Origin of the sequence: Spiroplasma endosymbiont of Apeira syringaria (assembly GCF_964020205.1) — a bacterium.
Taxonomy (GTDB): Bacteria; Bacillota_I; Bacilli_A; order Mycoplasmatales; family VBWQ01; genus Spiroplasma_E; species Spiroplasma_E ixodetis_A.
Window position 1 is genome coordinate 1,737,871 of record NZ_OZ026543.1, and the last position, 22,901, is coordinate 1,760,771.

General features: G+C 25.2%; 29 protein-coding genes, 1 tRNA gene and 4 pseudogenes. 15 read left to right on the forward strand and 19 right to left on the reverse strand.

The features are described from left to right. Window positions 1-14 precede the first annotated feature (14 nt). Together AACL02_RS10680 and AACL02_RS10685 are read left to right on the forward strand one after the other, a co-directional pair. The gene (locus tag AACL02_RS10680; protein WP_339041512.1) at window positions 15-149 is read left to right on the forward strand and encodes a hypothetical protein; all 135 of its coding nucleotides are present in this window, start codon (window positions 15-17) and stop codon (window positions 147-149) included. 18 nt (window positions 150-167) lie between these two features. Further along, a complete protein-coding gene (locus AACL02_RS10685; protein ID WP_339041514.1) occupies window positions 168-1,229 on the forward strand; it encodes a hypothetical protein in 1,062 nt (353 codons plus the stop codon). Window positions 1,230-1,405: 176 nt separating this feature from the next. Here AACL02_RS10685 and AACL02_RS10690 read toward each other — a convergent pair. After that, a pseudogene (locus AACL02_RS10690) lies at window positions 1,406-2,344 on the reverse strand (IS256 family transposase); the annotation flags it as partial. Window positions 2,345-2,466: 122 nt separating this feature from the next. Between AACL02_RS10690 and AACL02_RS10695 the strand changes: the two are divergent. Beyond that, window positions 2,467-2,718: pseudogene (locus AACL02_RS10695) on the forward strand (transposase); the annotation flags it as partial. 84 nt (window positions 2,719-2,802) lie between these two features. Here the strand turns inward: AACL02_RS10695 and hpf are convergent. The 3 genes from hpf to AACL02_RS10710 form a co-directional block, all read right to left on the reverse strand. After that, window positions 2,803-3,195 carry a ribosome hibernation-promoting factor, HPF/YfiA family gene (gene hpf / locus AACL02_RS10700; RefSeq protein WP_174480838.1) on the reverse strand — a complete coding sequence of 131 codons (393 nt, stop codon included), beginning with the start codon at window positions 3,193-3,195 and terminating at the stop codon, window positions 2,803-2,805. A 166-nt stretch (window positions 3,196-3,361) separates the two neighbouring features. Continuing rightward, window positions 3,362-3,604: a hypothetical protein gene (locus AACL02_RS10705; RefSeq protein ID WP_339041518.1), complete on the reverse strand. Its 243-nt coding sequence runs from the start codon at window positions 3,602-3,604 to the stop codon at window positions 3,362-3,364. Between the two features lie 224 nt (window positions 3,605-3,828). Then, entirely contained in the window at window positions 3,829-4,104 is a 276-nt protein-coding gene (locus AACL02_RS10710; protein ID WP_339041520.1) for a hypothetical protein, read from the reverse strand. A 160-nt stretch (window positions 4,105-4,264) separates the two neighbouring features. Between AACL02_RS10710 and AACL02_RS10715 the strand changes: the two are divergent. Beyond that, window positions 4,265-5,071, forward strand: a pseudogene (locus AACL02_RS10715) (IS256 family transposase); the annotation flags it as partial. A gap of 25 nt (window positions 5,072-5,096) precedes the next feature. Here AACL02_RS10715 and AACL02_RS10720 read toward each other — a convergent pair. Then, window positions 5,097-6,214, reverse strand: a protein-coding gene (locus AACL02_RS10720) for an IS3 family transposase (protein WP_422397811.1) whose coding sequence is annotated in 2 segments (ribosomal slippage) — window positions 5,097-5,944 and window positions 5,944-6,214 — 1,119 coding nt in all. Because the reading frame shifts where the segments join, the coding sequence is not laid out codon by codon here. A gap of 67 nt (window positions 6,215-6,281) precedes the next feature. Here AACL02_RS10720 and AACL02_RS12555 point away from each other — a divergent pair. Further along, window positions 6,282-6,434: pseudogene (locus tag AACL02_RS12555) on the forward strand (transposase); the annotation flags it as partial. Here AACL02_RS12555 and AACL02_RS10725 read toward each other — a convergent pair. After that, the gene (locus AACL02_RS10725; RefSeq protein ID WP_339041524.1) at window positions 6,384-6,524 is read right to left on the reverse strand and encodes a hypothetical protein; all 141 of its coding nucleotides are present in this window, start codon (window positions 6,522-6,524) and stop codon (window positions 6,384-6,386) included. The pseudogene AACL02_RS12555 and the gene AACL02_RS10725 overlap by 51 nt on opposite strands. Here AACL02_RS10725 and AACL02_RS10730 point away from each other — a divergent pair. The 3 genes from AACL02_RS10730 (at window position 6,470) to AACL02_RS10740 (ending at window position 9,006) form a co-directional block, all read left to right on the forward strand. After that, window positions 6,470-7,129 (forward strand): IS1595 family transposase, encoded by a 660-nt coding sequence (locus AACL02_RS10730; RefSeq protein WP_339041526.1) that lies wholly within the window; start codon window positions 6,470-6,472, stop codon window positions 7,127-7,129. The genes AACL02_RS10725 and AACL02_RS10730 overlap by 55 nt on opposite strands. A gap of 37 nt (window positions 7,130-7,166) precedes the next feature. After that, a protein-coding gene (locus AACL02_RS10735; protein ID WP_339041528.1) for an IS3 family transposase occupies window positions 7,167-8,284 on the forward strand; the annotation gives its coding sequence in 2 pieces (ribosomal slippage) (window positions 7,167-7,410 and window positions 7,410-8,284; 1,119 coding nt in all). 572 nt (window positions 8,285-8,856) lie between these two features. Continuing rightward, a complete protein-coding gene (locus AACL02_RS10740; RefSeq protein ID WP_339041530.1) occupies window positions 8,857-9,006 on the forward strand; it encodes a hypothetical protein in 150 nt (49 codons plus the stop codon). A 9-nt stretch (window positions 9,007-9,015) separates the two neighbouring features. On the opposite strand, the gene AACL02_RS10745 is transcribed toward AACL02_RS10740, so the two are convergent. Continuing rightward, window positions 9,016-9,813, reverse strand: coding sequence for an IS1595 family transposase (locus tag AACL02_RS10745; protein WP_339041532.1), 798 nt, complete (start codon window positions 9,811-9,813; stop codon window positions 9,016-9,018). Between AACL02_RS10745 and AACL02_RS10750 the strand changes: the two genes are divergently transcribed. Beyond that, the gene (locus AACL02_RS10750; protein ID WP_339041534.1) at window positions 9,759-10,034 is read left to right on the forward strand and encodes a hypothetical protein; all 276 of its coding nucleotides are present in this window, start codon (window positions 9,759-9,761) and stop codon (window positions 10,032-10,034) included. The genes AACL02_RS10745 and AACL02_RS10750 overlap by 55 nt on opposite strands. A gap of 40 nt (window positions 10,035-10,074) precedes the next feature. On the opposite strand, the gene AACL02_RS10755 is transcribed toward AACL02_RS10750, so the two are convergent. Then, entirely contained in the window at window positions 10,075-10,890 is an 816-nt protein-coding gene (locus tag AACL02_RS10755) for an IS1595 family transposase (protein WP_339043729.1), read from the reverse strand. A 369-nt stretch (window positions 10,891-11,259) separates the two neighbouring features. Here AACL02_RS10755 and AACL02_RS10760 point away from each other — a divergent pair, with 369 nt between their 5' ends. Further along, window positions 11,260-11,625, forward strand: coding sequence for a hypothetical protein (locus AACL02_RS10760; RefSeq protein ID WP_339041536.1), 366 nt, complete (start codon window positions 11,260-11,262; stop codon window positions 11,623-11,625). A gap of 104 nt (window positions 11,626-11,729) precedes the next feature. On the opposite strand, the gene AACL02_RS10765 is transcribed toward AACL02_RS10760, so the two are convergent. Next, window positions 11,730-12,017: a hypothetical protein gene (locus AACL02_RS10765; RefSeq protein ID WP_339041538.1), complete on the reverse strand. Its 288-nt coding sequence runs from the start codon at window positions 12,015-12,017 to the stop codon at window positions 11,730-11,732. Here AACL02_RS10765 and AACL02_RS10770 point away from each other — a divergent pair. Then, entirely contained in the window at window positions 11,998-12,819 is an 822-nt protein-coding gene (locus AACL02_RS10770) for an IS1595 family transposase (RefSeq protein WP_281747836.1), read from the forward strand. The two genes, AACL02_RS10765 and AACL02_RS10770, sit on opposite strands and share 20 nt — an antisense overlap. A gap of 40 nt (window positions 12,820-12,859) precedes the next feature. Here the strand turns inward: AACL02_RS10770 and AACL02_RS10775 are convergent, their stop codons facing one another. From AACL02_RS10775 to AACL02_RS10805, 7 genes are all read right to left on the reverse strand, one after another. Continuing rightward, complete coding sequence (locus AACL02_RS10775) at window positions 12,860-13,489, reverse strand: MATE family efflux transporter (protein ID WP_339041540.1); 630 nt, start codon at window positions 13,487-13,489, stop codon at window positions 12,860-12,862. 174 nt (window positions 13,490-13,663) lie between these two features. Further along, window positions 13,664-14,356, reverse strand: a complete 693-nt coding sequence (locus tag AACL02_RS10780) for an IS1595 family transposase (protein ID WP_339043730.1) — start codon at window positions 14,354-14,356, stop codon at window positions 13,664-13,666. Between the two features lie 128 nt (window positions 14,357-14,484). Then, on the reverse strand, window positions 14,485-15,447 hold the full coding sequence (locus tag AACL02_RS10785; RefSeq protein WP_339041542.1) for an MATE family efflux transporter: 963 nt from the start codon (window positions 15,445-15,447) through the stop codon (window positions 14,485-14,487). A gap of 101 nt (window positions 15,448-15,548) precedes the next feature. Next, window positions 15,549-16,961 carry an ABC transporter permease gene (locus AACL02_RS10790; protein WP_339041544.1) on the reverse strand — a complete coding sequence of 471 codons (1,413 nt, stop codon included), beginning with the start codon at window positions 16,959-16,961 and terminating at the stop codon, window positions 15,549-15,551. Continuing rightward, window positions 16,961-18,049 (reverse strand): ABC transporter ATP-binding protein, encoded by a 1,089-nt coding sequence (locus AACL02_RS10795; RefSeq protein WP_339041546.1) that lies wholly within the window; start codon window positions 18,047-18,049, stop codon window positions 16,961-16,963. Before AACL02_RS10795 ends, AACL02_RS10790 begins: the two co-directional genes overlap by 1 nt. 113 nt (window positions 18,050-18,162) lie before the next feature. After that, on the reverse strand, window positions 18,163-18,699 hold the full coding sequence (locus AACL02_RS10800; RefSeq protein ID WP_281748497.1) for an IS1595 family transposase: 537 nt from the start codon (window positions 18,697-18,699) through the stop codon (window positions 18,163-18,165). Window positions 18,700-18,798: 99 nt separating this feature from the next. After that, the gene (locus AACL02_RS10805; protein ID WP_281748957.1) at window positions 18,799-18,984 is read right to left on the reverse strand and encodes a hypothetical protein; all 186 of its coding nucleotides are present in this window, start codon (window positions 18,982-18,984) and stop codon (window positions 18,799-18,801) included. On the opposite strand from AACL02_RS10805, the gene AACL02_RS10810 reads away from it, so the two are divergent. Next, complete coding sequence (locus AACL02_RS10810) at window positions 18,930-19,061, forward strand: hypothetical protein (RefSeq protein WP_339041548.1); 132 nt, start codon at window positions 18,930-18,932, stop codon at window positions 19,059-19,061. The two genes, AACL02_RS10805 and AACL02_RS10810, sit on opposite strands and share 55 nt — an antisense overlap. 161 nt (window positions 19,062-19,222) lie before the next feature. Here the strand turns inward: AACL02_RS10810 and AACL02_RS10815 are convergent. Then, window positions 19,223-19,299 (reverse strand) — tRNA-Ile (locus AACL02_RS10815). Window positions 19,300-19,475: 176 nt separating this feature from the next. Between AACL02_RS10815 and AACL02_RS10820 the strand changes: the two genes are divergently transcribed. Then, window positions 19,476-19,634: a hypothetical protein gene (locus AACL02_RS10820; protein ID WP_339041550.1), complete on the forward strand. Its 159-nt coding sequence runs from the start codon at window positions 19,476-19,478 to the stop codon at window positions 19,632-19,634. 123 nt (window positions 19,635-19,757) lie between these two features. After that, window positions 19,758-20,015 carry a hypothetical protein gene (locus AACL02_RS10825; protein WP_281748997.1) on the forward strand — a complete coding sequence of 86 codons (258 nt, stop codon included), beginning with the start codon at window positions 19,758-19,760 and terminating at the stop codon, window positions 20,013-20,015. A gap of 702 nt (window positions 20,016-20,717) precedes the next feature. Here the strand turns inward: AACL02_RS10825 and AACL02_RS10830 are convergent. Next, window positions 20,718-21,539, reverse strand: a complete 822-nt coding sequence (locus AACL02_RS10830; protein WP_339040763.1) for an IS1595 family transposase — start codon at window positions 21,537-21,539, stop codon at window positions 20,718-20,720. Here AACL02_RS10830 and AACL02_RS10835 point away from each other — a divergent pair. Beyond that, window positions 21,485-21,610, forward strand: a complete 126-nt coding sequence (locus AACL02_RS10835; RefSeq protein ID WP_339041552.1) for a hypothetical protein — start codon at window positions 21,485-21,487, stop codon at window positions 21,608-21,610. The genes AACL02_RS10830 and AACL02_RS10835 overlap by 55 nt on opposite strands. 282 nt (window positions 21,611-21,892) lie before the next feature. Here the strand turns inward: AACL02_RS10835 and AACL02_RS10840 are convergent, their stop codons facing one another. Continuing rightward, window positions 21,893-22,804, reverse strand: a complete 912-nt coding sequence (locus tag AACL02_RS10840) for a hypothetical protein (protein WP_339041554.1) — start codon at window positions 22,802-22,804, stop codon at window positions 21,893-21,895. Window positions 22,805-22,901: the final 97 nt, after the last annotated feature.

A 22,901-nucleotide genomic window follows, 5' to 3' on the forward strand; every position in this document is an offset into this window, starting at 1 on the left:
AAAAAGGAGTAAAAATGATAAATTTAAAAAAAATAAAATTAACAAAAAACAATAATCGCTTTGGTGGAAAAACAAAGAAATGAAAAAATAATAAAGGAGAATGAGAATATAAAACTGAAATTAGAAATAAATCTAATGAACTTGATTAAGTTATTTATGAATCGTATATGACAATTTATGACAAAAACAAAAATGATTTTAAATGTTGAACTAAAAGAATTGCCTTTCCAAATAGTCAAATTATTTTTGAAATATTTTTAATTAAAAATAATAAATTATATAAACACGTTAAAAAATATGAAAACATTGACAAATTATCAGATGACCTAAACAATAATAAACTTTTAGATTCCTCTCCTATCAAAGTTAAAGGAGGCGAAAAATCAGATCCAAAATATTATTATTTTTTAGAAAACGCTACTATAAATTCTATTAATAATATAGATATGTTTATAAAAAATATTACCTCATTTAATCAAGAATTAAGTATTAATATTAATTATGATAATTTATTAAATTTATATCAGTATTTAACAAATATGCAAAAAATTATTGATAATCCTACTTCGTCTAGCAATATTTCAATAAATGCCAAAATTAAAAAAACATTACCTAATTTATTGTTAGGATTACTACTAGTTTATATTGCATTTACTGGAAAAAATGCACAAAGAATAATTTCTACATATATTTTTGATGAGCAAGAATATACATCAGAAGATTATTTTTATGGAATATTTCAAAATAAACAAAACTATTTCACAACATTCATTGATACTATTTTAACGACATTTTTTACCTCAGCAATTGCTGATTGATCAAGAAATACAATTTTAAATATAATCCAAAGTCAAAAAAGTAATCCAATAAATGATTTTAAAATTAAAAAAATTCCTATTGAACCATTTGAAAAATATAAACATGAATTTTTAACCCTTTTATATGAAGAAAATGAAGTAAAATTAAAAAATAATATGTCACGAATAAAACGTATTAATAATTTAATAAAAAAACTTAATAATATTCCAAACTCTACAGATTTTGAATATCATCCAAATTTTAAAAAAGAAATTGAAAAAATTAGTGACTTTAATTGTTTAAAGAAGCCTATTGATAATAGTATAATAAAAGAATTAACATCTTCGGCAAACAAAGTGATTGATAATTTAAATAAATTAAAAAAAACTGATTTAGATACTTTAGAATGAAAAGAAAGAATAAATTATTAATTATTTGATTTATTTTTAGAATCAGTAACATGACTAATGGCACATTCTATAATGACATGTGCAATAGCAAATGCTATACAAGAAAACTTTAAAATAAGTGATTGAATTAAATATTTTACTAAACATTTCCAAATATAATGAAAATATTTCTTATATTAACTTAGAAATATAAATTATTTATTTCATTTACTTTCAAACGATTCTAAAGCTTGCATTGCTTGTTCTTCACTACATGCACTATAAATTGGTTTTAAATCTGCAACTAGACCTTTTCGATGTTTGTATGAAACATATTTTAAACTATTTCTAATTTGATGAACAATGCATAATTGATGTTCTGTTTTAGGATAAACTGATTGTATTGCTTCTGACATGCCTGTTAAATTATCACTACAAGCAATAATAATATCATTTAAGCCACGATTTTTCATTTCTGTGAAATTAGATAATCAAAACTTAGAACCTTCATTTTCACTAATTCATAATCCTAAAACATCTTTTTTGCCTTCTAAATCAACTCCTAATGCTATATAAACTGATTTGTTAATAATCCGTTTATCTTGTCGTAATTTAACTACTATACAATCAAAATAAACAATAGGATAAATACTTTCTAATGGTCGATTTTGTCATGCTTTAACATCATCAATAACATCATCAGTAATTTGACTAATAACACTTTCACTAATATCAGCACCATGATATAACTCTTGCAACTGCATTCTAATGTCAGATAATGTCATTCCTTTTGCATACAAGGAAAGAACTTGTTGATCAAAACCATCAAATCTTCTTTGCCTTTTAGGAACTATTACAGGAGTAAAATTACTATTGCGATCTCTTGGTACATCAATTTCAATTTTACCTTGTTGAGTTATTAATTTTTTTGAACTTGTACCATTACGAGCATTTTCAGTAGTACTATGTTGATTTTTTTCATATCCTAAATAATTTTGCATTTCAGAATTCAACATTTTTTCAACTAATCTTTTTGTTAATTCTTTATATAAACCGCCAGGTTTAAAAACTGTTGTTAAATCTTCAGTATTTTCTAGTAATAAATCTACTGCTTTTGATATTGGATGATTATTATTAAAGTTATCTTTTTTAGCCATCTGTAACTCACTCTTTCTAGTCATTTAATTATATTTACTAGAATTAATTAAACATAGTTATTTTTGTAAGTTACACAGATTACTAAACATTTCCAATAGTCCTAAAAAGGGTTGCCATTCCAATGGTTTTTATTAGTTATCCAGTAGAAATCAAAAGAGTGATTTATACTACAAATGCTATTGAATCTGTTAATAGTCAATTACGAAAAATCATCAGAAATAAAAAAGTTTTTCCTAATGATATGGCAGTTTTCAAAATATTTTACTTGGCAATTGAAAATATAACAAAAAAATGAACATTGCCTATTCAAAATTGAAATACAGCAATTGCTCATTTTATGATAAAATTTGAAGACAAAATTAATCTAAATTAGTAACTTTGTAAAACAAAGATACACAGATTATTAAAAAGCCTCAAAACTAATGCTAATAATTGTATACTTTCATAAACGTTTTATTTAATCTTTATTTTCTGTTACGTCAATAATAACTTCACTATTATCATCAAGAATTTCTTTAGTTATAAATTGACCAACGCTTTCAGCACCAGTTTTATCAGCAACAGTTTTTAAACGACTTAATTGTTTTTCCAACGGAACCAATGTTTTATTAATGCCAACATAAAGATCGTGATTTTCTACTAAACACTGTAAAAAATTATTATTTAATAACTGAATATGAACGGAAATATTATATGTATGATTACTATTTCTTTCAATACCAACTTTAGCAATCATATCTTTTTTAATATATTTAGAATACTTTTCTTGTAAATAATTAAAATTTTTATCAACAGCATTTTTAATTTCATAAGTAATATTAATATTTTTTCCATGGACAATAACTTGCATGATTAATTGCTCCTATCTTTTAATTATTATATACATTTTCCCATAAACAAATAAATTTTAAAAGATAATAGTGTAATTAAATTTAAATTATTAACAACTAAGCAAAATACCAATTATATTTATAATATGCTCAATATAATCTTCAATTAAATTAATGATTAATACTCTATTTTTTATCTTTTCATGATTTTTGTTTTAAAAAATTTTGTTTTCCATTAAAAGCAATAGCTGTTTTTCAACGTGGATAATTATTACCTTTAGTAATAGCATTAGTATTATTCATTGGTTGTAAATTACTAATATCAGAAGTGCCTCCATGAAATAAAGGTCGTTGATGTATAATAGTTCAATTATAACTTTTAGGATCATCATCAAGTTTAACATTACTAATAAAGTTATTCCTAAACATTAGCGCACCTGCATAGTCTTTTCGATATAACTGTGGATTATAATCATCAATAATTTCTCCTTTATTTCATACTTCTTCAATTTGTTGTGGTGTTCAAGTTACTTCGCTATTAACAACATTACTACTGTTATTAGTTTGAACAGGATTCGGATTACTAGTTACTTGATAATCAAGTAATTTTGATTGTGGAAGTGCACCTCCACCAGTATTATTAATAACTATATTTATACCTTGTGTTGATTTATCGTGTTCATTAAAAATCGATCTGTAAATAATGGTCCAATATTTTGTTCACCAAAAAGAGAATTTTGTTCAACACTCGCGGATATTTCTGTTGCTGATAAAGCATTATTATTTGTCAATGATAATGCTTTTTTTGATTTATTTCTTAGATTAGCCATTATTAATGATAAAGAAAAAAGTACTAAAAAGAAACTACAAATTAATGCAAAACCTCAATGCAAAATAAAAAATAAAACATTAATAATTTTTTTGTCCATAACATAACTATAAATTTTTTTATAACCATAACTTATTAATAATCCTGAACCAATAAGTAAGACAAGGGAAATGTTTAGTAATCTGTGTAACTTACAAAAATAACTATGTTTAATTAATTCTAGTAAATATAATTAAATGACTAGAAAGAGTGATTTACAGATGGCTAAAAAAGATAACTTTAATAATAATGATCCAATATCAAAAGCAGTAGATTTATTACTAGAAAATACTGAAGATTTAACAACAGTTTTTAAACCTGGCGGTTTATATAAAGAATTAACAAAAAGATTAGTTGAAAAAATGTTGAATTCTGAAATGCAAAATTATTTAGGATATGAAAAAAATCAACATAGTACTACTGAAAATGCTCGTAATGGTACAAGTTCAAAAAAATTAATAACTCAACAAGGTAAAATTGAAATTGATGTACCAAGAGATCGCAATAGTAATTTTACTCCTGTAATAGTTCCTAAAAGGCAAAGAAGATTTGATGGTTTTGATCAACAAGTTCTTTCCTTGTATGCAAAAGGAATGACATTATCTGACATTAGAATGCAGTTGCAAGAGTTATATCATGGTGCTGATATTAGTGAAAGTGTTATTAGTCAAATTACTGATGATGTTATTGATGATGTTAAAGCATGACAAAATCGACCATTAGAAAGTATTTATCCTATTGTTTATTTTGATTGTATAGTAGTTAAAGTACGACAAGATAAACGGATTATTAACAAATCAGTTTATATAGCATTAGGAGTTGATTTAGAAGGCAAAAAAGATGTTTTAGGATTATGAATTAGTGAAAATGAAGGTTCTAAGTTTTGATTATCTAATTTCACAGAAATGAAAAATCGTGGCTTAAATGATATTCTTATTGCTTGTAGTGATAATTTAACAGGCATGTCAGAAGCAATACAATCAGTTTATCCTAAAACAGAACATCAATTATGCATTGTTCATCAAATTAGTGGAATGGCAACCCTTTTTAGGACTATTTTTTGGTAGACATTTGTTTTTGATAATTAACTGGAGTTAAGTAGTTTAAAGTGCCGTGAATTCTTATGTTGTTATATCAATTGATGTAATCAAATAATTCTAATTTTAATTGGATTAATGATGTAAAATTTTTATCATTAATAAATTCGGTTTTGAAAGTTTTAAAGGTTGCTTCAGCAACAGCGTTATCATAAGGACAACCTTTTTTGCTTAAAGAGCGATTAATATTGAATGCTAGTAAAAGTTTATCAATAATTTTATTATTAAATTCATTACCGCGATCACTATGAAATATTTGAATATCTTTTAAACAGCGATTTGAGTGCATAAATGCTTGATATACTAATGATGCATCTTTTTTAGTACCTACACTATGTCCAATTATTTCGCGGTTAAATAGGTCAATTAATAAACAAATATAGTTTCACTTACCATTTACTTGAACATAAGTTAAATCACTAACAATAACTTCATTTTTAACTCTATTATTAAAGTTTCTATTAACAAGATTGGTTATTTGACTATCATTGACTTTATTATGATAATTTTTGAATGATAATTTAGTGTATTTTGATATTAAATTATGTTTATTCATAATTTCTTTAATTTTTCGTCTTGATAAATAAATTTCTTGGTTTTCTAGAATGACTTTTAATCTTCTAGTACCATAAACTTCTTTATTTTTTTTAAAAGCACTAATAACAGCTTTTTCATAAATATTATTTTGAATTTTATTTTTTTTCTTTAAATTAAAATAATATGTTGATTTAGAGATTTTTAAAAAATGACACATTGTGCGAATTTTATATTTAGATTTATTATTTGCAATAATCTCTACTTTCTGCCTATTATTAGTGCTGCTTGCTTTAAAATATCATTTTCCATTCTTAATTGTTTTAATTCTTTTCTTAATTTAATTAATTCATTTTCTTCAACAGAACGATTATCTTTAGTTTTAAAACTACCTGAATTAGTAAATTGCTTAATTCAATTGTAAGTAGCTGCTCTTGTAACATTATATTCTTTAACAAGGCAAGATACTGATTTGCCACTTTGATATAAAGCTACTATTTGTTTTTTAAATTCATAGGTATATGAGTTAATATTGGCCATAATTATAGTTCCTTTCTTTGTTCACTTGTCTATGTAATTAGTGTCCAATAAAGTGTAACCCATCCATAGAAATAGTTTAAAATATGTTTCATACAAACATCGAAAAGGTCTATTTGCAGATTTAAAACCAATTTATAGTGCATGTAGTGAAGAACAAGCAATGCAAGCTTTAGAATCGTTTGAAAGTAAATGAAATAAACAATATCCTCAAATTACTAAACGGACTTCTCCCCACATGTACTTGTGGAGGGAATAATGAAACTGAATGAATTCAACAATGCTTTTCAAACTGAACAGCAATGTCTTGCATATATAGCAAATTTGAAACAAAACAAATGTATTAGGTGTTTTAGTTTTAATTTGAATACTTCTGATTTAAAAAGAATGAGATGTTTAAAATGTAATCAAACATTTAGCATTCTCACAGGCACCATATTTTCAAGGTCACAAACATCTTTAACATCTTGGTTTTATCTTATCTTTAGATGAATAAACACCAAACATGGAATTCCATCAACAGATATTGCAAAAGAATTGGGAGTGACTTTGAAAACTGCTTGAAGAATGACTCATAAAATCAGAACACGTATTGCAAAACAAAAACCTCAATTTATTGTTGAAGGTACAGTGCAAATTGATGAAATGTATCTTTCACATATGGGTTTTAAAAAACAAGGAAGATCCTTGGTTAATAAAACCTTGATTGTTGGCATTTATCAAAAAACAACCAATAATTTAATTGTGAAAGTATTGAAAAACGCAAAGAGTAAAAATCTTTTGCAGTTTGCAAAAAACCACATTTCTTCAAAATGTCTTGTATATACTGATTCTTGAAAAGGATATTGCGATTTTAAATCAGTTTTCACTAAGCATGAAACAGTTAACCTGGATGGGTTACACTTTATTGGACACTAATTACATAGACAATTGAACAAAGAAAGGAACTATAATTATGGCCAATATTAACTCATATACCGATGAATTTAAAAAACAAATAGTAGCTTTATATCAAAGTGGCAAATCAGTATCTTGCCTTGCTAAAGAATATAATGTTACAAGAGCAGCTACTTACAATTGAATTAAGCAATTTACTAATTCAGGTAGTTTTAAAACTAAAGATAATCGTTCTGTTGAAGAAAATGAATTAATTAAATTAAGAAAAGAATTAAAACAATTAAGAATGGAAAATGATATTTTAAAGCAAGCAGCACTAATAATAGGCAGAAAATAGAAATTATTGTCAAAAATAAAGTTAAATATAAAATTCGCACAATGTGTCATTTTTTAAAAATCTCTAAATCAACATATTATTTTAATTTAAAGAAAAAAGAAAATAAAATCAAAAATAATATTTATGATGAAGCTGTTATTAGTGCTTTTAAAGAAAATAAAGAAGTTTATGGTACTAGAAGATTAAAAGTCATTCTAGAAAACCAAGAAATTTATTTATCAATACGAAAAATTAAAGAAATTATGAATAAACATAATTTAATATCAAAATACACTAAATTATCATACAAAAATCATAATAAAGTCAATGATAGTCAAATAACCAATCTTGTTGATAGAAACTTTAATAATAGAGTTAAAAATGAAGTTATTGTTAGTGATTTAACTTATGTTCAAGTAAATGGTAAGTGAAACTATATTTGTTTATTAATTGACCTATTTAACCGCGAAATAATTGGACATAGTGTAGGTACTAAAAAAGATGCATCATTAGTATATCAAGCATTTATGCACTCAAATCGCTGTTTAAAAGATATTCAAATATTTCATAGTGATCGCGGTAATGAATTTAATAATAAAATTATTGATAAACTTTTACTAGCATTCAATATTAATCGCTCTTTAAGCAAAAAAGGTTGTCCTTATGATAACGCTGTTGCTGAAGCAACCTTTAAAACTTTCAAAACCGAATTTATTAATGATAAAAATTTTACATCATTAATCCAATTAAAATTAGAATTATTTGATTACATCAATTGATATAACAACATAAGAATTCACAGCACTTTAAACTACTTAACTCCAGTTAATTATCAAAAACAAATGTCTACCAAAAAATAGTCCTAAAAAAGGTTGCCATTCCAACCATCAAGATGGCTATGTTTCAAAAATTGGTGTAAATACCAACCAAATTGAATCAGTTTGAAAACATATAAGAAGAACATTTAAAACACATATCAAAGTTGCAAAACATCATGTTCATTTATATGCTAAAGAAGCTGCATATAAATTCAACAAGATACCTAGTTTTGAAACTGTAATTCTATGTTTGATTTAAAAATGTGGGGAGAAGTCCGTAGATAGGCTTTTCTCAGCATTTATGTGATAAAATTAAAATAGTACATAAAGGGAGAAAAGCCATAATTTAATAAAAAACTAATATAAATAAAAAATACTTATATTAGTAATGAACATATATTAAATTATTAATAATAATATCACAAATATTGATTTTAATAAAATTTAATATTTCATTTTATTACTAAAATAATTTATTATAATAAATATTAAAAATAAAGTAATTTTTCGTTTATAAAAAAATATTAGATATAATACTTGTAATCTAAAATATAGTTTTTGACCTATTGTTTTATTTTTTAACAAATAGGTTTTTATTTTAAAAGGGGGACAAAATGAAAACAATTAAAAAAGAGCAATTATTTACTAACAAAACTTATTTAATAAAGGCTTTTCTCCCTTTATGTACTATTTTAATTTTATCACATAAATGCTGAGAAAAGCCTATCTACGGACTTCTCCCCACATTTTTAAATCAAACATAGAATTACAGTTTAAAAACTAGGTATCTTGTTGAATTTATATGCAGCTTCTTTAGCATATAAATGAACATGATGTTTTTCAACTTTGATATGTGTTTTAAATGTTCTTCTTATATGTTTTCAAACTGATTCAATTTGGTTGGTATTTACACCAATTTTTGAAACATAGCCATCTTGATGGTTAACTGTTTCATGCTTAGTGAAAACTGATTTAAAATCGCAATATCCTTTTCAAGAATCATTATATACAAGACATTTTGAAGAAATGTGGTTTTTTGCAAACTGCAAAATATTTTTACTCTTTGCGTTTTTCAATACTTTCACAATTAAATTATTGGTTGTTTTTTGATAAATGCCAACAATCAAGGTTTTATTCACCAAGGATCTTCCTTGTTTTTTAAAACCCATATGTGAAAGATACATTTCATCAATTTGCACTGTACCTTCAACAATAAATTGAGGTTTTTGTTTTGCAATACGTGTTCTGATTTTATGAGTCATTCTTCAAGCAGTTTTCAAAGTCACTCCCAATTCTTTTGCAATATCTGTTGATGGAATTCCATGTTTGGTGTTTATTCATCTAAAGATAAGATAAAACCAAGATGTTAAAGATGTTTGTGACCTTGAAAATATGGTGCCTGTGAGAATGCTAAATGTTTGATTACATTTTAAACATCTCATTCTTTTTAAATCAGAAGTATTCAAATTAAAACTAAAACACCTAATACATTTGTTTTCTTTCAAATTTGCTATATATGCAAGACATTGCTGTTCAGTTTGAAAAGCATTGTTGAATTCATTCAGTTTCATTATTCCCTCCACAAGTACATGTGGGGAGAAGTCCTTTAATAAATTATGAAACTATAGAAAAAATTAAAAAACAACTACTAAATTTAAAAGCAGAAAAAATAAAACTTATTGAAAAAAGTGAGAAAATTGAAAAAAAAATTAATAATTATCAAAAAACTATTCAATTTTGAATTAAACAAGACTTTTCTCCCTTTATGTACTATTTTAATTTTATCACATAAATGCTGAGAAAAGCCTATCTACGGACTTCTCCCCACATTTTTAAATCAAACATAGAATTACAGTTTCAAAACTAGGTATCTTGTTGAATTTATATGCAGCTTCTTTAGCATATAAATGAACATGATGTTTTGCAACTTTGATATGTGTTTTAAATGTTCTTCTTATATGTTTTCAAACTGATTCAATTTGGTTGGTATTTACACCAATTTTTGAAACATAGCCATCTTGATGGTTAACTGTTTCATGCTTAGTGAAAACTGATTTAAAATCGCAATATCCTTTTCAAGAATCAGTATATACAAGACATTTTGAAGAAATGTGGTTTTTTGCAAACTGCAAAAGATTTTTACTCTTTGCGTTTTTCAATACTTTCACAATTAAATTATTGGTTGTTTTTTGATAAATGCCAACAATCAAGGTTTTATTCACCAAGGATCTTCCTTGTTTTTTAAAACCCATATGTGAAAGATACATTTCATCAATTTGCACTGTACCTTCAACAATAAATTGAGGTTTTTGTTTTGCAATACGTGTTCTGATTTTATGAGTCATTCTTCAAGCATTTTTCAAAGTCACTCCCAATTCTTTTGCAATATCTGTTGATGGAATTCCATGTTTGGTGTTTATTCATCTAAAGATAAGATAAAACCAAGATGTTAAAGATGTTTGTGACCTTGAAAATATGGTGCCTGTGAGAATGCTAAATGTTTGATTACATTTTAAACATCTCATTCTTTTTAAATCAGAAGTATTCAAATTAAAACTAAAACACCTAATACATTTGTTTTCTTTCAAATTTGCTATATATGCAAGACATTGCTGTTCAGTTTGAAAAGCATTTTTGAATTCATTCAGTTTCATTATTCCCTCCACAAGTACATGTGGGGAGAAGTCCGTTAAACAAAATAAAGAAATAGAAGATAAAGTATTTCAATTTAATATTCAAATCTATAAATTAAAGTAACAAAAAATTAACAAAATTAAAAATTTTTTTATTAATCTTTTTTCATTTGGAAAAATAAATAAAAATAAAAGTATTAATAATTTAATTGAAACAGAAGAAATAAATTGTGAATTATTTAAAAAACAAAATTAAATAATCAACAAAAAATTAATATTTTAAATTCAAATTATATTGAAAAACAAACAGAATATGCAAATTTAATAACTAATATTAATCAAATAACTGAACATGAAAAAAAATTATTAGAAGATAAAAATAATTTGTTAAATAATAACAATAATTTATTAATTGATTTATTAAATCAAAAAGAACAGCAAGAAAAAGAAACAATTGTCGAAGTCAATGAACAAATGGTTGAACAATTTGAATCAGAAATATTTCAACTTAGTGAAAAAATTTGTGATTTGGAAAATCAATTATTATCTAACAGTAGTGATGAAGGTTTTAATTCAAAATCCACATCAACAGATTCTTTAAATTCAGATATTTCAGTACCTCTAAAATGCAACCAAAACTACAAATATCTAACCCCATTAATAAACAAAAAGAAAAGGACATCCCTTGAGAACAAACACTACGTAAATATGAAAATGATATTCCAACAAAAAATTATAAGCAAAGAATAAAGCCAAGTAATTAAAGAATAGTAAAATTTTAAAAATTAAACATATTTAAATAAACGCCATAAAAGGCGTTTATTTAAATTATATATTAAAGAAATTTTCAATCTTTAGAAATTAGCAATATCAACTTTATCTTTTGCTTTTGGTATATCAATTACTGGTGGAGATTCTGGATATACTTTATTCATACTACTTGCTAAATTTCTTACTCATTTATCACGATGATAAATAAATAAAGAAATAATCATCTTAAGAACATCACAAGAACGCATAATAGCATAAATATAAACAATATCTAAAGGACTATAATGTACCTCAATAAATAAAATTAATATTGAAACGGACTTCTCCCCACATGTACTTGTGGAGGGAATAATGAAACTGAATGAATTCAACAATGCTTTTCAAACTGAACAGCAATGTCTTGCATATATAGCAAATTTGAAAGAAAACAAATGTATTAGGTGTTTTAATTTTAATTTGAATACTTCTGATTTAAAAAGAATGAGATGTTTAAAATGTAATCAAACATTTAGCATTCTCACAGGCACCATATTTTCAAGGTCACAAACATCTTTAACATCTTGGTTTTATCTTATCTTTAGATGAATAAACACCAAACATGGAATTCCATCAACAGATATTGCAAAAGAATTGGGAGTGACTTTGAAAACTGCTTGAAGAATGACTCATAAAATCAGAACACGTATTGCAAAACAAAAACCTCAATTTATTGTTGAAGGTACAGTGCAAATTGATGAAATGTATCTTTCACATATGGGTTTTAAAAAACAAGGAAGATCCTTGGTGAATAAAACCTTGATTGTTGGCATTTATCAAAAAACAACCAATAATTTAATTGTGAAAGTATTGAAAAACGCAAAGAGTAAAAATCTTTTGCAGTTTGCAAAAAACCACATTTCTTCAAAATGTCTTGTATATACTGATTCTTGAAAAGGATATTGCGATTTTAAATCAGTTTTCACTAAGCATGAAACAGTTAACCATCAAGATGGCTATGTTTCAAAAATTGGTGTAAATACCAACCAAATTGAATCAGTTTGAAAACATATAAGAAGAACATTTAAAACACATATCAAAGTTGCAAAACATCATGTTCATTTATATGCTAAAGAAGCTGCATATAAATTCAACAAGATACCTAGTTTTGAAACTGTAATTCTATGTTTGATTTAAAAATGTGGGGAGAAGTCCGTAGATAGGCTTTTCTCAGCATTTATGTGATAAAATTAAAATAGTACATAAAGGGAGAAAAGCCTATTGAAAAACACCAAGTAAAACAACTATCAACAAGTAAAACAGTAATTGCTAAGCCACCAGCACGAAATGCATAAATACAAGTATACAAAATAGTATAAGCACTAAAAACTATAGCATCAACACGCATCATTCAACTAGAAATTCGTAAGGCTTCTGTTGTTGCATTAAATAATAATTGTGGTAAAAAAAATGAAGATAAAACTAATAAGCTAGCAAAAAATAATGATACAAAAAAGCCTAACCTAATTAAATGTTTAGCATTATATTTAGCACCAATCAAATCATCGGCACCTAAACGATTGGCAATTAACACCGAAGAAGCAATACCAAATCCAATATATAAAGTATAGAACATGGTATTAATCGTGGAAGCAATTGCCGAACCACTTAATGCTTCAAAGCTTCATTGCGAAATTAATCTAATAATCATTGTCGTAGCAACTGCAAATAATAAATCATTTAACATTAATGGCCATGTTTTAATTATAATTTTTTTAAATAAATCACCCCTAATCTTAAACATTTTCAAAACTTTTGGTTGAAATTCATATTTCTTTCATATAATAAAACCACTAATTAATGCCAACTGAGCAATTCTCGCTGTTAAAGTAGCAACTGCTGAACCTCGTGCTCCAATTCCTGTAACTACACCAATACCATTAATTAATAATAAATTTAGGCTTTTCTCCCTTTATGTACTATTTTAATTTTATCACATAAATGCTGAGAAAAGCCTATCTACGGACTTCTCCCCACATTTTTAAATCAAACATAGAATTACAGTTTCAAAACTAGGTATCTTGTTGAATTTATATGCAGCTTCTTTAGCATATAAATGAACATGATGTTTTGCAACTTTGATATGTGTTTTAAATGTTCTTCTTATATGTTTTCAAACTGATTCAATTTGGTTGGTATTTACACCAATTTTTGAAACATAGCCATCTTGATGGTTAACTGTTTCATGCTTAGTGAAAACTGATTTAAAATCGCAATATCCTTTTCAAGAATCAGTATATACAAGACATTTTGAAGAAATGTGGTTTTTTGCAAACTGCAAAAGATTTTTACTCTTTGCGTTTTTCAATACTTTCACAATTAAATTATTGGTTGTTTTTTGATAAATGCCAACAATCAAGGTTTTATTCACCAATGATCTTCCTTGTTTTTTAAAACCCATATGTGAAAGATACATTTCATCAATTTGCACTGTACCTTCAACAATAAATTGAGGTTTTTGTTTTGCAATACGTGTTCTGATTTTATGAGTCATTCTTCAAGCAGTTTTCAAAGTCACTCCCAATTCTTTTGCAATATCTGTTGATGGAATTCCATGTTTGGTGTTTATTCATCTAAAGATAATATAAAACCAAGATGTTAAAGATGTTTGTGACCTTGAAAATATGGTGCCTGTGAGAATGCTAAATGTTTGATTACATTTTAAACATCTCATTCTTTTTAAATCAGAAGTATTCAAATTAAAATTAAAACACCTAATACATTTGTTTTCTTTCAAATTTGCTATATATGCAAGACATTGCTGTTCAGTTTGAAAAGCATTGTTGAATTCATTCAGTTTCATTATTCCCTCCACAAGTACATGTGGGGAGAAGTCCGTAAATTTAATAAAAAGTTAATAAATACTGAAACAAAAGTTAATATTAATGAAATATAACCACGTTTTGTTTCGCGAAATACTGAAACAAAAGCAAAGTTTATTCCTAACAATGGATAAGAAAAAACAATTCATTGATTATAATCAATACCTTGTGCTGTTGCTAAAGATGCTGAATGAAATTCATAATAACGTAAAATAATTTGTACAAATTGGGGATCATTTTTATCAATATTATGAATATTCATAAAATCAATAAGTGAATTTTCACTAAAAGGATGATTATAATTTAAAATGTCCTTTAACTCATTAATATCATTAAGAGTTAATCCTTTAGCAGCACATAATTGATTAAATTTATCCAATGCACTACTAGGACTAGTAGTATAAGAAATTAAATATTCACCTACTGTATAAGATAAAATAATAACTATTACTCCAATTAAAAATCCAAAAATAATTCTCATTCTTACTGTTTGTCTTAAAGAACCATATCTTCCAGCTCCATAAAATTGAGCACCAAAAATACTAACACCGTTGATAAAACCTCCCATAACGGCATAAATAATAACAAAAATTTGATTAGAAGCAGTAACTCCCGAAACAGCAATTTGTCCTGCTGAATATTGCAAATGATAAAAATGTTCTAAACCATTATCTTTTCATCAACTTCAATTATCTCAAAGTCCTAATGAAGTAAAAATATCCCTAATATGATTATTCATTGGCTTTAAATCACTAATAAAACTATCCTTTAATTCTCCAACCATAATATTATCTAGTAAATTCATTGATGCTGATAATATTTGTTGCAATACTGCTGGAATAATAATCATTAATGCTAATAAATATCATTTTTTAGTAGCAAAAAAATTACTAATTTTATGTGGATTTGCTCTATTATTAATTTTAAATCCACTAATTTTCATAATTTCACCCTTATCATTAATTTGCTCTATATTATAATAATAATTTTACATCATTTAAATAATGAGGTTTGAAATTTAATATATAAAAAATACTTAAACTACTAAGTAAAATCTCTACGATTAAATACTAATCATGAAGAACAAAATAAACCAATACCAAGCAAAACATAGACAGTCAATAAAACTGGAAAATTAAGAATTTTACTATTAGTTGCTTTATTGGTATCAACTTCATAATTTGTGTTAACTTTATTAAAACTAACTAAATAAGGATCTGCTGTCATAGTATACTCCTCTGGATAAGAAAAGATTGAACCTTGTTTAGTCGATATTCCATCTCAAATATATTTTAATTGATAAAAAATATTTAAATAACGCATTGCTTTAACTTGTGATGTCTTAGTATTAAGAGCATCATATTGTGATTGAGAAAGAGATGTATTTAAACCCGTAATCATAAGATTTACTCAATAATCAACATCATTGCTACCAACACCATTTGATCTTTTGGAACCAAGGTTATCAAGTCCAACTTTTTTACCTGTCATTAATTCTTCAAAACTTTGTTCTTTTCATTGACGAAAAGCATTACTAATATTGTAAATATGAGTAACTAAGTCTTTAGGAGCATCAGTAGTTGGTGGAGTAATAGTACTACCATTCTTAATTGCTAATACTATTGTTTGTTCTTTTTGATAATCATAATTATTTGGATACTTAACTTCTTTAATATATGTATCGTAAATACTAAACATAGCCTTTTGAATAGATTCAATAGTAGTTGTTGGGTTTTTTCTATATACATCATTAATTCAATCAATATCAGTTTTATCTAATTTAGCTTTTACATTATTATAAACTGCTAATGACTGTGAAACAACATAATATGTAGGATCAAATGTTACTAAACGATTAATTAATGTCGCAAAAATACTGAATAAAGCAGCCATTCCAATCATAATTGCAACTAAAGCCTTAGCATTTAAAATTAATGAAAATAAAATAGCAATTGAAGAAATAATTAAATCAAAAATAATAGCAACACCAAATAAAATTCATAAATAAGGAAATACCGCACTATAAATAGTTGAACTACCAATGCCAGGAATAGTAATGACAAAACTAGCAATAAAAATAGATAAAAATAAATATAAAATAATTACCACTTGTAAAGATAATAACTTTTCAGTCCAAATTCTAGTTCTACTAACTGGTTTTGATACTAAAATCAATAAAGTACCATCATCAATTTCATCACGAAAAACTTGTGTTGCTTTAACTGAAATAAATACAAAAATCATAATTGATAAAAGTACCGAGAATGATAATACTTTTCATTGTGGTACATAAAAATTTAATGCTTGATCATAAGTTAATTGTTTTATTGCTTCAGAACCCACAAATAACGAAATTAAAGACCAAGATAAGGCAAGAAAAATTAAAGTTATAATAAAAATAATTCAAGTTGAAGGAGTAGCAATCATCTTTTTAAAAGTATAACGAAATATTGGCATTATTTTTCTCCCTTCTTATTTTTATCATTGGCTTCCATAACAATTCGTTCATACATTGTTTGTAAATCAACAGTATATGGTTTTAAATAAGTAATGATAATATTAGCATTTAAAGCAATTGCTAATACTTCTGCAACTTGTGCCTCAGTTTTAATATTTACCAATAAACGATTTTCATTAACATCTACTGAAAATTTTTTATCTATTAATAACTTCATTAATTTATTATTATCATTATTAGAACTTATTTCATATAATGAATCAGTTTTATTAACCAATCCTGTATAAACAACTTTACTATAATTTAAAACAGTAACTTCATCAGCTAAATTTTGTAATTCAGATAAAATATGTGATGAAATAAAAACAGTTTTACCTTGCTCACGAAGTTTTCTTAAATCATTAAACAATTCTGTTCTCGCTGTTGGATCAAGATTAGCGGCTGGTTCATCTAAAATTAAGACATCTGGATTATTTAATAGTGATTGTGCTAATAACACCTTTTTCTTCATACCCGAAGAATAAGCATTAGGGTTACGTTTTTTAAACTTTCATAAATCTAATTCCTTTAAAATCATTTCTGTCTTTTCCTTAGCAACTTTATATTTCAAACCGCTAATTTGTCCCATTGAAATTAAATAATCATAAGTAGTAATTCGTTTAGGAAATCTTGCAGCTTCTGGAATATAACCAACTTGTTTTTTTGCTTCAACTGTTCATGAACGCTTACCATGAATAATTAAATCACCGTGTGTTTCAACCATAGCGCTAATTAAACATTTAATAGTAGTGGTTTTGCCTGATCCATTTGGACCAATAAAACCATGAATAGTACCTTTTTTAACTTTAATAATAGCATTATCAACAGCTTTAAATTTTTTAAACTGTTTAGTAAAATCACAAATTAAAATTGCATATTGAGCATCTTCAGGATTAACTATTACATTACGGTTATAATGATTACGTCAGTTTTTAAAATATGATTTAATAAAATTTAGAAATTTATGTTTTTCTTTTGATTTAGCATTAACATCATCTTCAACTAAAGAACTATTAATAACTGGTTTTAATATTTCTTGTTTTTTCATACTCATTCTCCTAACTACTTAAATATAATAAGGCTTTTCTCCCTTTATGTACTATTTTAATTTTATCACATAAATGCTGAGAAAAGCCTATCTACGGACTTCTCCCCACATTTTTAAATCAAACATAGAATTACAGTTTCAAAACTAGGTATCTTGTTGAATTTATATGCAGCTTCTTTAGCATATAAATGAACATGATGTTTTGCAACTTTGATATGTGTTTTAAATGTTCTTCTTATATGTTTTCAAACTGATTCAATTTGGTTGGTATTTACACCAATTTTTGAAACATAGCCATCTTGATGGTTAACTGTTTCATGCTTAGTGAAAACTGATTTAAAATCGCAATATCCTTTTCAAGAATCAGTATATACAAGACATTTTGAAGAAATGTGGTTTTTTGCAAACTGCAAAAGATTTTTACTCTTTGCGTTTTTCAATACTTTCACAATTAAATTATTGGTTGTTTTTTGATAAATGCCAACAATCAAGGTTTTATTCACCAATGATCTTCCTTGTTTTTTAAAACCCATATGTGAAAGATACATTTCATCAATTTGCACTGTACCTTCAACAATAAATTGAGGTTTTTGTTTTGCAATACGTGTTCTGATTTTATGAGTCATTCTTCAAGCAGTTTTCAAAGTCACTCCCAATTCTTTTGCAATATCTGTTGATGGAATTCCATGTTTGGTGTTTATTCATCTAAAGATAAGATAAAACCAAGATGTTAAAGATGTTTGTGACCTTTAAAATATGGTGCCTGTGAGAATGCTAAATGTTTGATTACATTTTAAACATCTCATTCTTTTTAAATCAGAAGTATTCAAATTAAAATTAAAACACCTAATACATTTGTTTTCTTTCAAATTTGCTATATATGCAAGACATTGCTGTTCAGTTTGAAAAGCATTGTTGAATTCATTCAGTTTCATTATTCCCTCCACAAGTACATGTGGGGAGAAGTCCGTTAATAATATTAAAGATATTGACATTGAATAACAATTACTAAAAACCTATCACTAATTAAAATATCTGATTAATGATAGGTTTTTATTATAACTTTTTATATCCTTAATAAATCAATTGATTTATATCTTTATTATAATTTCAATTTGATTTAAATAATAAAAAAAATAAACAAAACTGTTTATTTCATAATTTAACATATAATGGTGGGACTAAATGGACTTGAACCATCGACCTCACGCTTATCAAGCGTGCGCTCTAACCAGCTGAGCTATAGTCCCAAAAAGAGCAACAGAGATATTATATATTTGTTCAAGCACGATTGCAATATATAATAACAATATTTTATTTAATTTTTATTTAATATTCTTATAATAAAAATTTATATTTTTAAAAGTAAAAAAAATTTTTTGTATAATTTATTCATACAAGGTTTTTTATTAAGAGGGGATTTAGAATGACAAAGATTAAAATACATATCTTAAAAATTGAAAAATGAAATCAAAATTTAGGAAAAGAAGCAACACTAAATGATGATATAAAAGATATAAATGAGAATGAGAATATAGAAAAAATTAATGATGATATTATTGCAAAATCACCTACGTTTTCATAATCATATTTTTATTGTATATTTATTAAAATTTTTTAATAAAAAATACTAAATATGAATTAAGTAAAATGATATAATTTATATATAATTTACTTGTTAAATTATATAATTTTGAGAGGTAAAAAAATGAATGGCAATAAAAATGAAATGAAAATAAAACTCAAAGAAATTTATTTATTAAAATATAAAACAAATCAAAGTGATGACATAAAATATAAAGCATTTGAAACATTAGAATTAGCAACACTATTTCATCTAAGTTTTAAAGAAATAGTAACAAAATTTGGATACCCTAATCGCGAAATTATTCACTATGAAATTATTGTAATACCATTTAATTTAGATGCAAGTAGAATATTGAATCAAATTAATAAATCAAAATAATATTAAGAAAATATTCAAATATTTTCTTAATATTATTCATTTATATAATTAATTAAAACTTTGCTTATACAATCAATAATTGTAAAAACAATATAAATTTGTTATCATTTTTACATAAAATAATATAGTTTTTAACTTATTATTTTTATTATCTAAAAATGTTTTTTTTATATTTAAAGAGGTATCAAAATGAAAAAAGTTAAAATATTACAGTTAACAACTATAATATTATTTGCAATCACGGTTTTAATTATAATTACTGGTCTATACTTAATTTGATTTAGTAACTTTTATTTTAAATTCAATAATAATGAACAATGCCATTCAAATTTTAAAGATGGATATACAATGTTAAAACATTTTGGTTTAAGTTATACTATTAGCACTTCAGCAAGTTCTTTCTGTAATTTAAGTCATTTTCCTGATAATTACTATCCTTGAATTCAATTACAAATTGGAGTTATTTTTTGTATAATTATCACTCCAATCTTACTATATACAGTATTTCTATTCATAGTAATTATTTTTGTTTTTAAAATAAGAGAAAAAAATAATAATTTTTGAGATGCAATCGAAAATTGTGAAATAATTAATAATTACTATGTTCATTAATTTTTATTGGCTTTTCTCCCTTTATGTACTATTTTAATTTTATCACATAAATGCTGAGAAAAGCCTATCTACGGACTTCTCCCCACATTTTTAAATCAAACATAGAATTACAGTTTCAAAACTAGGTATCTTGTTGAATTTATATGCAGCTTCTTTAGCATATAAATGAACATGATGTTTTGCAACTTTGATATGTGTTTTAAATGTTCTTCTTATATGTTTTCAAACTGATTCAATTTGGTTGGTATTTACACCAATTTTTGAAACATAGCCATCTTGATGGTTAACTGTTTCATGCTTAGTGAAAACTGATTTAAAATCGCAATATCCTTTTCAAGAATCAGTATATACAAGACATTTTGAAGAAATGTGGTTTTTTGCAAACTGCAAAAGATTTTTACTCTTTGCGTTTTTCAATACTTTCACAATTAAATTATTGGTTGTTTTTTGATAAATGCCAACAATCAAGGTTTTATTCACCAAGGATCTTCCTTGTTTTTTAAAACCCATATGTGAAAGATACATTTCATCAATTTGCACTGTACCTTCAACAATAAATTGAGGTTTTTGTTTTGCAATACGTGTTCTGATTTTATGAGTCATTCTTCAAGCAGTTTTCAAAGTCACTCCCAATTCTTTTGCAATATCTGTTGATGGAATTCCATGTTTGGTGTTTATTCATCTAAAGATAAGATAAAACCAAGATGTTAAAGATGTTTGTGACCTTGAAAATATGGTGCCTGTGAGAATGCTAAATGTTTGATTACATTTTAAACATCTCATTCTTTTTAAATCAGAAGTATTCAAATTAAAATTAAAACACCTAATACATTTGTTTTCTTTCAAATTTGCTATATATGCAAGACATTGCTGTTCAGTTTGAAAAGCATTTTTGAATTCATTCAGTTTCATTATTCCCTCCACAAGTACATGTGGGGAGAAGTCCGTTTTTATTAATATACTTTATCTTATTAATATTTTAAAAATGAAACTTAATTTTGCTAAGATTTGTTTTAACTAAATATTCTATAAACATTATAATATTTTTATTATAATGTTTTTTATTTTTTTAATAATTTTATTTTATTCTTTTAAAAAATAACTTCCCTTGATAATTTTGATTAGTTTTATCATTATAATTTTTGCTTCCAATATATAAATTATTATCTACAGGTAATAAACTCACTACAACACCATAATCTTTATTTCAACCAAATACTTCAGTAAAAGTAATACCACCATCAGATGACTTATATAATCCACCTTTAAAAATTTATATCAATAACTTGAACTCTACTTCCAACATATAAATCATTATTAACAACAGCTAAACTTCAAATCTCACCATAATTTTTATTATTTTTTCAACCAATAGTTTCTGTTATTTTTTCTCCTTTAAGAGAAAGTTTAAATAGTCTACTTTCATATAGTTGATTTCTACTTCCAATATATAAATTATTACCAAAAACTATTAAACTCCAAACTTCACCATTATTTTGATTTGATTTTTTTAACAATTCTAATATTCCATTAGGTTTAAATATTAATAAATTTCCAGTATATGTACCAGTTTTAGTACCAATATACAAATCATTATCAATAACCGCTAAACTTCTAACTTCACCATATGTTTCAATTCAATCCTTAATTTCTGATACTTTTCTATTAGATTCAATCATAAATAACTTACCATAACAATCAGAAGTTCTTGTTCCAACATATACATTATTGCCCATAACTACTAAACTATAAACTTCTCCTATTATTTCTGATATTTGTGTCAAAATATTTTGTTCAGGATAATATCTAAAAAGTCCATTAGCAAAAGTTGCTACATAAACAGTTCCATCATTAGTAACAACTAAACTAGAAATATAACCATTAATACCAGTAATTGGTGTTATTATTTTATCTTTTGTATTACTTGCATTATCTTTAATTTTATATACACCATTACTAGTTCCGACATATAAATCATTTTTTATATTTAATAAAGTTGATATTGCACCATAAGATTCAGATCAATTAAAAATATTTAATTTTTCTTGATATACCCCCTCATTTTGAACTAATATTTCAGAAATTGCTATAATACCCCCGATTAATCCACCAGCCAAAACTGTCCCACCAACCATTCCTACAATAACTTTTCTTTTTCTTCTAATTTCTTTTGGCATAAATTAAAATCTCTCCTTAATTTTATTAAATTTTTGTAAATTAATTTTACATTATTCTTAAAACAAATTATTGATATTCTTATTTTACACATATATA